This window comes from Cupriavidus sp. OTU4054 (assembly GCF_038440175.1).
GTDB lineage: Bacteria > Pseudomonadota > Gammaproteobacteria > Burkholderiales > Burkholderiaceae > Cupriavidus > Cupriavidus pauculus_D.
The window spans coordinates 1-13,039 of sequence record NZ_JASATF010000015.1 but is presented as its reverse complement, the minus strand read 5'-3'; the positions used below and the strand labels follow the sequence as shown (position 1 = coordinate 13,039).

Here is a 13,039-nt window from a genome sequence, read left to right as displayed (position 1 = left end):
CGTCAACGGCGTCGCCCGGACGGCTTTCGGCTAGAATCGCGCCCCAATATGGAAACCTTGCTGCAGGAACCTTCGACCCTGTTCCAGTTCGACCGCACGCGCCAGGCGGCGCCGCAGGTGTTCGAGCATATGCGCGAGCAGATCATCGCGCTCGCGCTGCCGCCCGGCACGGTGCTGTCGCGGATCGATCTGGCCGCGCAGTACGGCATCAGCCAGACGCCGGTCCGCGACGCGCTGATCCGTCTGGCGGAGGAAGGGCTCGTAGACATCTTTCCGCAGCACGCGACGCGGGTGAGCCGCATCGACGTCGCACTGGCGCGCCAGGCGCATTTCCTGCGGCGTTCCGTGGAACTGGAGATCGTCCGTACGCTGGCCGCGGCACCCGATGCCCGGCTGATCGAAAAACTGCGTGCGACGGTGGCGCGCGCCACGCGCATGCTCGAGGTGCATGCGCTGGACGAGTTCAGCGACAACGATCAGGCCTTCCACCGCGCGCTGTACGATGCGGCCAATGTCCCGGACCTCCACGCGCTCGTGCGCCGGCAGAGCGGTCATCTGGACAGGCTGCGACGCCTGCATCTGCCCATCGCCGGCAAGGCGCATGAAGTCCTGCGCGACCACGCGGCCATCGTGGAGGCCATTGCCGTGGGCAACGGCGTGCGCGCGGAGGCGGTGCTGCGCGAGCATCTGTCGGGCACGCTCGCGCATATCGACGATATCCGCGCGCGGTATGGGAATTACCTCAAATAGTCATCACCGCGTCGCCGCGACATCGATCTCGCTGCGCACGTAGTGGTCGGTCAGGCAGCCCATGACGATGTTCTCCACGGCCTTGCGCGTGGGGGCATCGCGCACGGTCCCGCGCAGCGTCACGGCACCGTCGACCATGTCGATGCTGATGATGCCCGGGTCCACGACCATCGATAGCCGTTCATGCAGCACCTCCAGGCGCTGCGCATCGTTCAGCGGCTCGAGCGGTCGCATATCGTCGCCGTCGAACTGGCCGAGCGCCGCGGGGCCCGGTAGCGGCCGCTGCCCGGACTGCGCGAATTCGGGCGGAAGCTTGTCCGAACCCGGCGCCACACCATACATGCCGTAGCGCTCGACGCCGGCAGGCTCGTTTGAGCCCGGCTGCGGCCGATATGGCTGCTTTGGCAGATTCGTATGCGAGCCTGGCGCGGGATCGTCCGCCGCGCGTACCGGACGCTCGGGTCGGCTCTTCTCGTCATTCACGCCACTGTGGCCGCCATAGTGAAAATCGGTGAGCGGTGGAGCAATTCGGTTCTTTTGCATGATGGTCTCCAGTGCGAGTCAGGGATCGTCATGCCATGCGCCGCAAGGTCCGTTCCACTCGAAGGAACGCCGCGAAATCACGCAATCTGGCCGGCTTTCGCCCGTGTGGCGGAGGTAGTTATTGCAAGGCTTGTTGCAACGGCTTGCAATGCCATGGGTTGCGCAATATGCGTGTGACTGCTAAATCAGGAGAAGGGCACCGCGCGGAATGCCAGCAGATGGAGGGAAACAATAACTATGGAAGAACGAATCGCCACGGCACTCGACCTCGGTCGGGTGCTTCAGGGGGCACGAACGATTGCCGGTCTCAGTCAGGCGGAGGCCGCGGCGCGGCTGAACGTGAGCCAGAGCTGGATTTCGCATATGGAGCTCAATCCGGAGACCATCAGCGCGGCCCAGCTGCTCGCGCTGATGGAGGTCTACGAACTGGCGCTATACATCAAGCGCTGAGCGCCGGGGGAGTGTCTGCGGGCGCTTACTCGGTCAGCGCGCGACCCTGTGTTTCGGGCAGCGTCAGCGCGGCGAGGATGACGACGCCGTATGCGACGGCGGCGAACAGGCCGATTGCGTGGCCGAGGCTCATACCCTGCGACACGTGTCCGATCAGGAACGGGAACGTGGCGCCCACCGCGCGGCCGAAGTTGTAGCAGAAGCCCTGTCCGCTGCCGCGAATGCGCGTGGGATAGAGCTCGGTGAGGAACGCACCCATGCCGGAGAAGATACCCGACGCGCAGAACCCGAGCGGAAATCCCAGCACGAGCATCAGCACGTTGTCGAGCTGCAACTGCGTATAGACCGTCGCCACGATCACCGATGCGATCGCAAAGAGCATGAAGGCCCGCCGGCGGCCAAGTCTGTCGCTGGCCCACGCACCGGCCAGATACCCGCAGTATGAGCCCACGATCACGACGCCGAGGTAGGCACCCGTGCCGATCACGCTGAGCCCGCGCTCGGTCTTGAGGTAGGTCGGCAACCACGTCGTAATCGCGTAGTAGCCGCCCTGCACGCCGGTGGCGAGCACGGACGCGCGGAGCGTGGTCCAGGCGATATCGCCGCGAAAGATGTCGAGGAACGATGCACGCTGCGCGTCGCCCGCGGCTTGCGCCGCCTGCTGGCGCTGATGCACCTCCGGCTCCTCGACGTAGCGGCGAATCCAAATCACGAACGGCGCGGGCGCGATGCCGATGGCAAACAGCACGCGCCACGCGTACTCGGGCGGCACCAGCGAGAACACGAGCGTGAACAGCAGCGTCGATAGTCCCCAGCCGATGGCCCATCCCGCCTGGACGATGCCCACCGCCTTGCCGCGATCCTTCGCGCGGATGACTTCGCCGATGAGCACCGCACCCGCGGTCCACTCGCCGCCGAAGCCCAGGCCCATCAGCCCGCGCGCCCATAGCAGTTGCCCGAAGTTCTGCGCGAACGCGCACAGCAGTGTGAAGAACGCGAACCACACGATGGTGATCTGCAGCGTACGCACGCGGCCGATGCGGTCCGACAGCACGCCCGCGATCCAGCCGCCGGCCGCAGACGTCAGCAGCGTGACGGTGCCGATCAATCCCGCATCGCCGCGCGTGATACCCCACGCCGCGATCAGAGTGGGAATCACGAAGCTCAGGAACTGCGTGTCCATCGCGTCGAGGATGTAGCCGAGCTTGCACGACCAGAACGCGTTGCGCTGCGGGCGCGTCATATGGCCGTACCATGTGCTCGCGCGGTCCTGCACGTCCGCGCCCGGAAGATTCGTTTCGATATCGATCGCCATCGCTGGTAGCTCCCTCGTTGCTAGATGACCGCGAGCGTGCGGTTCGGAATGTCCGTGACCAGCATGTGGCCCGGCTTGTGCGCGATCGCGAACGGCAGGCGCGCGCTTTCGATCGCGGCCTGTGGCGTCACGCCGCAGGCCCAGAACACGGGCACTTCGTCCTCGTGCACGGGCACCGCGTCGCCAAAGTCGGGCTGCCACAGATCGCGAATGCCGATCAGCGTGGGATCGCCGAGGTGCACGGGCGCGCCATGCACGCCGGGAAAGCGGCTCGTGATCTGGATCGCGCGAATCGCATCGGCGGCTTTCATCGGGCGCATCGATACGACGAGGTTGCCGCCGAAGGGACCAGCGGGGTGATTCGGCATGTTCGTGCGGAACATCGGCACGTTCACGCCGCAATCGACATGGCGCAGCGGAATGCCTTCCTGCTTGAGCATCTCCTCGAACGAGAACGAGCAGCCGATCGCGAACACGACCAGATCGTCGCGCCACAGCGCTCGCAGATCCTGCACCTCATCGGTGCGCTCGCCGTGCGCGTAAACGTAATAGGCGGGGACGTCCGTGCGAATGTCGAGGTCCTCGCCCAGCGCGGGGATCTGCCACTGCCCGGGCTCGCCGACCGCGAGCAACGGGCACGGCTTCGGATTCAGGAAGCAGAAGCGCAGGAAGTCGTCGGCATGGGCCTTCGGCAGGATCGCGAGGTTCGCCTGCGCATACTCGCCGCAGAAGCCCGCCGTGGGGCCAGTGACGAGCCGCTCGCGCACCGCCCTGCGCAGTTGCGAGGGCAGGGCGTTGGACCGGTCGGGGGATGACATGAGGGACATGGATGGAACGAGCGGCTTATGAAGGTTCCAACCTTAGAAGTAAAAAAAATGTCTGGCGACGAAGTTATTTCTGCCGGCAGCGTCAAGTATTTGTGAACACGTGCGGGTCATTTCCCCCAAAGCCACGGTTGACGCCGCATCCGCACGATCGTCCGCACCATGGGCATACGCAGGCCGCCGCCGTGTCTCAGGGTAAATACGCAGTTCAACGTACGGCCAGCACCGCGCGCTGGGGCCCGACGCGGGCCGCGTACTGTTCCACCGTCATGTCGATGAGATCGAGAATGCGCTGCGTGGCCTGAAAGCCGATATCGGTGCGCCACGAGGCCGTGACCGGCAGCGCGGGCGGCTGCGGCAGCGCGTCGTCCAGCACGACGAGCTCGCCGCGCGCCAGCGGTTCCTCGACGATCGCGGGTGGAATCACCCCCACGCCGAAGCCGCCGATCAGCAGCCGGACCATCGCGGCCACCGAGTTGATGCCGTTGAGCCGCGCGCGCGCCATGCCGTGCTCGCGCAGCAGCTGCGCCAGGTCCTGATACGGCCGTGAATGCCGCGAGAACGTGATGATGCGATCGCGCGCGGTGTCGGGCAGGTCGGGCGCCGCGATCCATGCAAGCGGATGGCTGAGCAGCGCGGTGCTGGCGATACCGCTCTCGTGCGTGAGGTCGGTATGCAGCGCGATATCGATCTGACCCTCGCGCAGCAGCGTATGCAGCCGCAGCGCCGTATCGACGACCAGCTCCACCTCGAGGTTCGGATGGCGCCGCGTCACGGCCGTGACCATCTCGGCGAGCCATGTGTGCACGACGGTTTCCATCGCGCCGATGCGCACCACGCCGCTCGCGTTCTCGTCCGCGCGCAGGGCCGTGCGCAGCCGCTCCACCGATTCGCTCACCGCTTCGGCCTCCGCCAGCACGCGCAAGCCGGCGGCCGTCAGGCGCACGGTCTTCGAGTTGCGCTCGAGCAGGCGCACGTCCAGCTCGCGCTCCAGCGCGGAGATGCGGCTCGATACCGATGCCTGCGTGGTGAAGAGCTTGTCCGCGGCGAGGCTGAAGCTGCGCAGCCGCGCGACCCAGACGAACGTTTCGATGAACTTGAGATTCATGGCGCGTGCGAGAACGGTGCGAATGCCCGCGAGCAGGCATCAAAGTGGGGCAGTGTAGGGCATCGGAAAGGAGCATGCGATTTTCTTATGCATTGGGCCGAAGATTTCTAGTTGGACCGGGGCCGCCGTCGTTTTGCAGAATGCCCGAAAAATTCCACATGCCACCGTGCATACGCCACCGAAGCTGCCGAAGAGGAAGACTGCCACCATGCCTACCCCCGCTCCCACCCCATCGTTCGCATCCGACACCGCCCGCCGCTGGCAATTCTGGGTCGACCGTGGAGGTACCTTCACGGACATCGTCGCGCTGCGTCCCGACGGCGGCTTTGTCACGCACAAGCTGCTCTCCGAAAACCCCTCGCGTTATCCAGACGCGGTGATCCAGGGCATTCGCGACCTGCTCGGCCTTGCCGCCGACGCGCCGCTGCCGCACGAACGCATCGAAGTGGTCAAGATGGGCACCACGGTCGCGACCAACGCGCTGCTCGAGCGCAAGGGCGCCCGCACGGTGCTGGCCATCACGCGGGGGTTCGGCGACCAGCTGCGCATCGGCTATCAGGACCGGCCCGACATCTTCGCGCGCCATATCGCGCTGCACGACCAGCTCTACGAGCGCGTGGTCGAGATCGAGGAGCGCGTGGACGCGCAGGGCAACGTGCTACGGACGCTCGACGAAGCCGCGACGCGCGCCGCGCTGACCGATGCCTATACGGCCGGCATCCGCGCGATCGCCATCGTGCTGATGCATGGCTATCGTCACGGCGAACATGAACGCCGCGTGGCGAAGATCGCGCGCGAAATCGGCTATACGCAGATCTCCGTGAGCCACGAGACCAGCCCGCTGATGAAGATCGTCGGTCGCGCCGACACCACGCTGATGGACGCGTACCTGTCGCCGATCCTGCGCGACTACGTCGGCCGCGTGACGCGGCACACGGGTCCCACGCCGCTGATGTTCATGCAGTCCAGCGGCGGGCTGGCCAGCGCCCAGCGCTTCCAGGGCAAGGACGCGATCCTGTCCGGCCCCGCCGGCGGTGTGGTCGGCGCGGTCAAGACGTGTGCCAACGTCGGCGAACATCGCGTGATCGGCTTCGATATGGGCGGCACATCGACGGACGTCATGCACTACGACGGCGAATACGAGCGCGTATTCGAGACGCAGGTGGCGGGCGTGCGCGTGCGCGCGCCGATGATGCACGTGCATACCGTGGCGGCCGGCGGTGGTTCGATCTGCACGTTCGAGAACGGACGCTTCAAGGTCGGGCCGGAATCGGCCGGCGCCAATCCCGGGCCCGCCTGCTATCGCAACGGCGGCCCGCTGACGGTCACCGATTGCAACGTGATGCTTGGCCGCATCCAGCCCGAGCACTTCCCGCATGTCTTCGGCCCCGAAGGCAACGAGCCCATCGACGTGGACGTCGTGCGCGAGCGCTTTGCGCTGCTGGCCCACGACGTGGCCGCGCAGAGCGGCGTGGCCATGACGCCGGAGGCTGTGGCCGAAGGGTTCCTGTCGGTGGCGGTGGACAGCATGGCGCGCGCGATCAAGATGATCTCGGTGGAGCGCGGCTATGACGTCAGCGACTATGCGATGTGTTCGTTCGGCGGCGCGGGCGGCCAGCACGCCTGCCGCGTGGCCGACGTGCTCGGCATCGGCCGCGTGGTGATTCATCCGTTCGCGGGGGTGCTGTCCGCGCTTGGCATGGGCCTGTCCGACCTGCGCGCGCTACGCGAATTCGCGGTGGAAGAGGTGCTCGACGACCGCGCAGTGTCGGCACTGGAAGGCGTGTGGGCGCGCGTGGCCGACGAGGCCGGCGGCGAGCTCGCGGCACAGCAGGTGCCGCCCAATGCGGTGACCTACGTCGAGCGCGCGCGTATCAAGTACAAGGACACCGATACCCCAATCGAAGTCGATCGTGCCGATGCCGCCGACATGGGGCTTGCGTTCGAGCAGGCGCATCGCCAGCGCTTCGGCTTTGCGATGGAAGGCAAGCCGCTGGTCATCGAGTCCATCGCCGTGGAAGCGATCGGCGTGATGGATGTGGCGGGCACGCGCGAAGGCGCGCTGGCTGCGGCGGGCCATCAGGGCAAGTCCGCCGCCGCGGGCAATGCCGTGCCGGCGAACGAAACCGTGACGCTGCACGTGACGTCGGAAGACGACGGCGCACAAGCCGGCTGGGGCGACGTCCCGCTGCGCCGCCGCCGCGCGCTCGCCGCGGGCGACAGCGTGGCGGGCCCGGCGCTGATCAGCGAGGACATCTCGACCATCGTCGTCGAACCGGGCTGGACCGCGACCGTCCTCGACGATGGCACGCTGCGCCTCGCGCGCACCGGCGAACGCAGCCGTCATGGCGGCATCACGACGGAACGCCATCCGGTGCATCTGGAGATCTTCAACAATCTGTTCATGTCCATCGCGCAGCAGATGGGCACCACGCTGGAGAAGACCTCGCGCTCGGTCAACATGAAGGAGCGCCTCGACTTCTCGTGCGCGCTGTTCGACGCGGAGGGCAACCTCATCGCCAACGCGCCGCATATCCCGGTGCACCTCGGTTCGATGAGCGACAGCGTTCGCGCCGTGATCGACGGCCACCGCGCGCATATGGCGCCCGGCGACGTCTACATGCTGAACCTGCCCTACAACGGCGGCACGCACCTGCCGGACATCACCGTGGTCATGCCCGTGTTCGATCGCAACGACGGCGACCTGCTGTTCTACGTAGCCGCGCGCGGCCACCACGGCGACGTGGGCGGCATCACGCCGGGCTCGATGCCGTCGGCCAGCGTGTCGATCGAGCAGGAAGGCGTGCTGCTGGACAACGTGCGCATCGCGCGCAATGGCGTGTTCCTCGAGCAGTCCGTGCGGGAGCTGTTCGCGAGCGGCCCGCATCCGGCGCGCAATATCGACCAGAACATCGCCGATCTGATTGCACAGGTTGCCGCGTGCGAAACCGGCGTCAACGAGCTCATGCGGGCCATCCACCACTACGGCCGCGATGTCGTCATGGCCTATATGGGCCACGTGCAGGACAACGCCGAGGAAGCGGTGCGCCGCGCCGCGAAGCACCTCAAGGAAGGCGAGTACGCGTGCGAGATGGACGACGGCGCGGTGATCCGCGTGCGCGTGTCGATCGATCGCGAGCGCGGCCAGGTCAAGGTGGACTTCACGGGCACGAGCACGCAGCGGCCGACGAACTTCAACGCGCCGCGCTCCATCTGCAAGGCGGCGGTGCTGTATGTGTTCCGTACGCTGATCGACGAAGCGATTCCGATGAACGAAGGCGTGCTGCGCCCGATCGATATCGTGATTCCGACGGGCTCGATGCTGAACCCCGTGTACCCGGCCGCCGTGGTCGCGGGCAACGTGGAAGTCTCGCAGGCCGCGACCGACGCGCTGTACGGCGCGCTGGGCGTGCTGGCCGCCTCGCAGGGCACGATGAACAATTTCACGTTCGGCGACGCCCAGCGGCAGTATTACGAGACGATCGCCGGCGGCTCGGGTGCCGGTCATGGCCATCACGGTACGTCGGCGGTGCAGACGCATATGACCAACTCGCGCATGACCGATCCGGAAGTGCTCGAGACGCGCTTCCCGGTACTCGTCGAAACGCATGCGATCCGCTACGGCAGCGGTGGCGACGGCAAATGGCGTGGCGGCGACGGCGCGATCCGCAAGATCCGCTTCCGCGAGCCGATGACCGCGAGCATCCTCGCGGGACGCCGTCGCGTGCGGCCGTTCGGCCTGGCCGGTGGCAGCGATGCGGCCGCGGGCTGCAACTGGATCGAACGCGCGGATGGCGCCGTCGAGCATTTCGGTGCTACCCACACCGCCACGGTGAATGCCGGCGACGCGTTCGTGATCGAAACGCCGGGAGGCGGCGGCTACGGCAGGGCCTGAGGCCCGGCGGTCGCCTGGCGCGCGCTCAATGCAGATAGCCGAGCGCGCGCCACCACAGGTAGTCCAGCGGCAGCAGCACGACGACCGTGATCGCGGCCAGCGCGAGGCACAGTCGCGTGCCGTGCCGCAACCCCACGCCGCCGAGCTGCATCGCGATCATGATCGGCGGCGACTGGTAAGGCAGGAATACGGTGGAGAACACCGGCACCTGCAGCATCAGCACGGTCTCCAGCGGCAGCCCCGTGGCCGTGGCCAGATCCTTCGCCAGCGGTGTCAGCACGGCCGGCAACGCCGGCAGCGTCGATACCAGTCCCAGCGCGGCGCCCATGGCGCTCAACGCGCCCACGTTTCCCACGGTATGGCCCGGTGCGAGCGGCAGCCAATGCAGCAGCGCGCCGCTGATCGCGGTGCCGAGCCCCGTCGACTCCACGACCGCGCCCAGACCGAGAAAGCCGGCCACGTACAGCAGCGGCACGAGGTGTACCTGCTCGTTCAGCGCTTTCGACGGCACGAGCCCGATGCCGGGCAGCAGACAGACGATGCACGCGGCCAGCGAAATCCATGCGGGCGAGATGCCGTGCCACGCATCGGTGGCGAATCCGGCGACGGCCACCGCGAGAATCACGGCGAGCAGGCGTTCCTGCCGGCTCGTCGCGGCATGGCTCGCGCCCTGCTGGGGCGGCATCGGCCCGCTCTCCGGAAACAACTTGCACACGAGCCAGACCAGGATCACGGTCTTCAGCAGGCCCAGCACCGGAAAATGCAGCAGCAGGTAACTGCCGTAGCTGAGGTTGATGCCATAGAGCGAGCTCGCGGCGCCGAGCAGCACGCTGTTCGGGATATTGGCCGGCAGGATCGTCGCGGGCGGCATATAGCTCGCCGCGGCCACGGTCAGCACCATGCCGATGCGCCCGTTCGAGTGCGGACCGAAGCCGAGCCGATCCGCGAGCGCCAGCACGATCGGCATCAGCAGCAGCACGCGTCCGGTCGTCGAGGGCATCAGGAACGCGAGGCCGACCGACGTTGCGGCGACCGTCGCGATGACCTGCGTGTAGCGATTGGCGCGTTGATGGAAGATACGGTCCGCCAGCCGCAGCGCCAGCCCCGTATTGCGCAGCGCGACACCGGTGACGGCGCCGCCGAACATCAGCCACCACGCGGCCGAGGAAAAGCCCGAGAACACGACGGCCGGCGGCGCGATATGGAACACCACGGCGCAGAGGAAGAACAACAGCGTGGTGGTCGGCTCGGGCAGCACGCCCACGGCCCAGCAGCACACCGTCGACAGCACGAGCGCCGCGGCCAGGATCAGCTTGGGCGAGGCGCCCGCCGCGTGGCCGGCGATCGTCGCCACGGCAATGCACGCGAGAATCAGCAGGGCGGCGCGAATCGAGTCTGCCGCGCGTCCGGTCGTCACGGCGGCCGGGGCGGCGGGGGTGGTGGTCATGGCGATTGTCTCGGCTATGGCACCGTCCGCGTGCGCGTCGGTGCGTATTGTCGTGGTCCGGCAATCGTACGACGACGCGCGCCCCCCGAGTTACATTTTTTAGGCAACCCCTTACGATTTCAGGCCACGACGCCTTATCGCGCCTTGCGAAACGTGAGGTTGATGCGCTCGTGGCCCAGCAATGGATGGTCGCCATCGGCCAGCGGCGCAATCCCGTGGAATACCAGCCTCGATGGGCCGCCCCAGACGACGACGTCGCCATGGGCGAGCCGCACGCGCGCGGGCCGGTCGGCCCGGCGCAGTCCGCCAAACAGAAACGTTGCGGGCAGTCCTAGCGACACCGAAACGATCGGCGCGCGCATGTCCTGTTCGTCCCGGTCCTGATGCAGGGACAGCCGCGTTCCGGGCAGATACCGGTTGATCAGGCAGGCATCGGGCACGAACCCGTCATACCCGCCCGCGGCCGCGGCCCGCGCGGCCAGGGACAGAAACGGCGCGGGCAGCGACGGCCACGGCAGTCCGCTGTCGGGGTCGATCGGATCGTAGCGATAGCCCGCGCGGTCCGACACCCAGCCATAGCTGCCGCAGTTGGTCATGGCCACGGACATGCGCAGGCCACCGGGTGTGATCAGGTGCCGCCAGGGCGCGCTGGCCGTGACGTCGCCCACTGCGGCGAGCAACGCCTGGTCGTCGTCGCGGGCGAAGCGCCGCAACAACACCGCTCCGGGCGCGAGGGTCTCGGTCGGATCGTCATCGGGTTCCGGCGGCAGCGAGTCGAAGAGGTCGAAAGTCATGATGCATTGGGGGGAATCACCCCAGGAACGAGGCGCGCCGTGGCGCACTCCTCCAGACCGCCCGATTATGCCCCCGTTTGGCGCCGGCCCCCGTCCGCGTGCACCATCGCGGAAATTAACGGGGAGGGTATTTACAAGCCATCCAATTAATTTATCATCCGCGTGTCATCGGCATCGATTATTTACCGCTAGCGATTTGCAAGCATTTTCGAACGGTTTTATCGAGTCAGATGGTTCGACACGTGCGAATTTAAAAAGAAAGCACGTTCATACAAAAAAGGGTCAATGATGCATCAGGGAAACGACGCGCCATCGCGCTGGATGGCGGCCGCCTGTCGTCTGCTGGGCGCGGGCATGTTCGCCGGGATACTGGCGCTGACGGGCTGCGGCGGCGGCGATGGATCCGGCGGCAGCGGCGCCAGCGGCGGCAACGGTGGCAACGGCGGCAATGGCAGCAGCGGCGGCACCGGTCCCTCGACCAACCAGCCGTTGCCGGTGGGCGCCTTTACGCCGCTGAGCTGGTCCAGCGTCGAGCCGTCTACCCAATACACGCTGGCGGACGGCACGCTCGTGACCCGCGTCGGCGGCCGCGTGCGCGATCGTCACGCGCGCGAATCGTCGGAAACGGGCACCAATGCCGGCGGCGATCTCTATGGCATTTTCGCGCCGCATTATTTTGAACGCCGGACCCACGCGATTACCATTTATGACAACGTATCGCCTGCCAATCCGGCGGAGCGAATCCTCACGTTGGTCATCAAGCCGCAATGGTGGATGTATGGCACCAATTTCCGCTTCGGGTTTATCGGCCGCCGCGATGGCGACGATCCGGGCCCGACCGCGGTGGCCCTGTACGGCGACAACGGCGGCGTCAAGCGCCTGCCGGTGGGCATGCTCAAGGACGGCCAGGAGCTGAGCACGCCCATCGCCAACTACGACAGTCTGGGCGAGGATCCGGACAGCAACTACGACACCGACCTCAACGTGCCGCCGCAGGATGGCGAGTTCGTGCTGGTCAAGCAGATCAAGACGCTGCCGCGCCTGAACCGCGGGCTGCGCAATGGCGATCTGGTCGAATTCGAGCTCGGCATCTTTCTCGCGGGCAGGCAGGGCGACGCGTTGGGCCGCTTCAACTACTACGCCGACGTCATCACCTACAAGGTCGGCTCGCCCGGCGTGGTGCCGTGGTTCCGCGGCCCATGCTGCGACGCCGCCGCGATTCCGTGGGATACGAAGCTGATTCCGATCGAAGCGTTCGCGGGCGGACCGATGATGACGCTGCACGAGGATGCGTCGAATGAACCGGAGATGCAGCTGCTGCAGGCGTCGCCGAACATCGCCGGCCGCAATATCCAGCCGTTCGTGGAAGGCCGCCGCCTGTTCCACTCGTCGTTCCTGACCGGCGCGCACGTGGAGGCCGGCAATCCGACGCTGTTCGACACGCTCGCGAACCGCGCGGGCCCGAAGTTTCAGGAAGCGGCCTGCGTGCAGTGCCACACGAACAACGGCAAGAGCTCGCCGGGCTTCAACGTACCGCTCAACAATATGGTCGTGCTGACGGGTTCGGCCGATGCCAATGGCAACGTCGTGCCCGATAGCCGCTTCGGCGGCCGTATCTGGCAGGGCCTCGTCACCGATGGCGGCCGCACGTGGGATGGCCGCAATGCGATCCTGCGCGTGTCGAGCTATCGCAATACGTCGGGCAAGTATCCGGATGGCACCGCCTATACCCTGCAAACGCCGGTCTACACGCTGACGGACGTCAGCGGCAACACGCTGCCGATGCCGGACCGCATGTCGGTGCGCGCGTCGCCGCACCTTGCGGGCATGGGCCTGCTGGAAGCGGTGCCCGAATCCACGCTCGTGGGGGGGGGGGGGGGGGGGGGGGGGGGGGGGGGGGGGGGGGGGGGGGG

General features: G+C 67.0%; 9 protein-coding genes and 1 pseudogene. 4 read left to right on the top strand and 6 right to left on the bottom strand.

The window, feature by feature from the left end; all coding sequences use genetic code 11:
• The first annotated feature begins 48 nt into the window (after nt 1–48).
• Nucleotides 49–750, top strand: a complete 702-nt coding sequence (locus AAHB16_RS18240) for a GntR family transcriptional regulator (RefSeq protein WP_150375177.1) — start codon at nt 49–51, stop codon at nt 748–750.
• A gap of 3 nt (nt 751–753) precedes the next feature.
• Here AAHB16_RS18240 and AAHB16_RS18235 read toward each other — a convergent pair whose 3' ends face one another.
• Nucleotides 754–1,293 (bottom strand): BON domain-containing protein, encoded by a 540-nt coding sequence (locus AAHB16_RS18235; protein WP_342051619.1) that lies wholly within the window; start codon nt 1,291–1,293, stop codon nt 754–756.
• A gap of 237 nt (nt 1,294–1,530) precedes the next feature.
• Here AAHB16_RS18235 and AAHB16_RS18230 point away from each other — a divergent pair, with 237 nt between their 5' ends.
• Nucleotides 1,531–1,743, top strand: a complete 213-nt coding sequence (locus AAHB16_RS18230; protein WP_150375175.1) for a helix-turn-helix domain-containing protein — start codon at nt 1,531–1,533, stop codon at nt 1,741–1,743.
• 25 nt (nt 1,744–1,768) lie between these two features.
• Here AAHB16_RS18230 and AAHB16_RS18225 read toward each other — a convergent pair whose 3' ends face one another.
• The 3 genes from AAHB16_RS18225 to AAHB16_RS18215 form a co-directional block, all read right to left on the bottom strand.
• Nucleotides 1,769–2,986 (bottom strand): MFS transporter, encoded by a 1,218-nt coding sequence (locus AAHB16_RS18225; RefSeq protein ID WP_342051702.1) that lies wholly within the window; start codon nt 2,984–2,986, stop codon nt 1,769–1,771.
• Between the two features lie 92 nt (nt 2,987–3,078).
• The gene (locus tag AAHB16_RS18220) at nt 3,079–3,876 is read right to left on the bottom strand and encodes a putative hydro-lyase (protein ID WP_150375173.1); all 798 of its coding nucleotides are present in this window, start codon (nt 3,874–3,876) and stop codon (nt 3,079–3,081) included.
• A 214-nt stretch (nt 3,877–4,090) separates the two neighbouring features.
• Entirely contained in the window at nt 4,091–4,990 is a 900-nt protein-coding gene (locus AAHB16_RS18215; RefSeq protein WP_150375172.1) for a LysR family transcriptional regulator, read from the bottom strand.
• A gap of 208 nt (nt 4,991–5,198) precedes the next feature.
• Here AAHB16_RS18215 and AAHB16_RS18210 point away from each other — a divergent pair, with 208 nt between their 5' ends.
• Nucleotides 5,199–8,885 (top strand): hydantoinase B/oxoprolinase family protein, encoded by a 3,687-nt coding sequence (locus AAHB16_RS18210; RefSeq protein WP_342051618.1) that lies wholly within the window; start codon nt 5,199–5,201, stop codon nt 8,883–8,885.
• 25 nt (nt 8,886–8,910) lie between these two features.
• Here AAHB16_RS18210 and AAHB16_RS18205 read toward each other — a convergent pair whose 3' ends face one another.
• Together AAHB16_RS18205 and alkB are read right to left on the bottom strand one after the other, a co-directional pair.
• Nucleotides 8,911–10,332: an SLC13 family permease gene (locus AAHB16_RS18205; RefSeq protein WP_342051617.1), complete on the bottom strand. Its 1,422-nt coding sequence runs from the start codon at nt 10,330–10,332 to the stop codon at nt 8,911–8,913.
• Between the two features lie 134 nt (nt 10,333–10,466).
• Nucleotides 10,467–11,126, bottom strand: coding sequence for a DNA oxidative demethylase AlkB (gene alkB / locus AAHB16_RS18200; protein WP_150375169.1), 660 nt, complete (start codon nt 11,124–11,126; stop codon nt 10,467–10,469).
• Nucleotides 11,127–11,411: 285 nt separating this feature from the next.
• On the opposite strand from alkB, the pseudogene AAHB16_RS18195 reads away from it, so the two are divergent.
• Nucleotides 11,412–13,039, top strand: a pseudogene (locus AAHB16_RS18195) (di-heme oxidoredictase family protein); the annotation flags it as partial.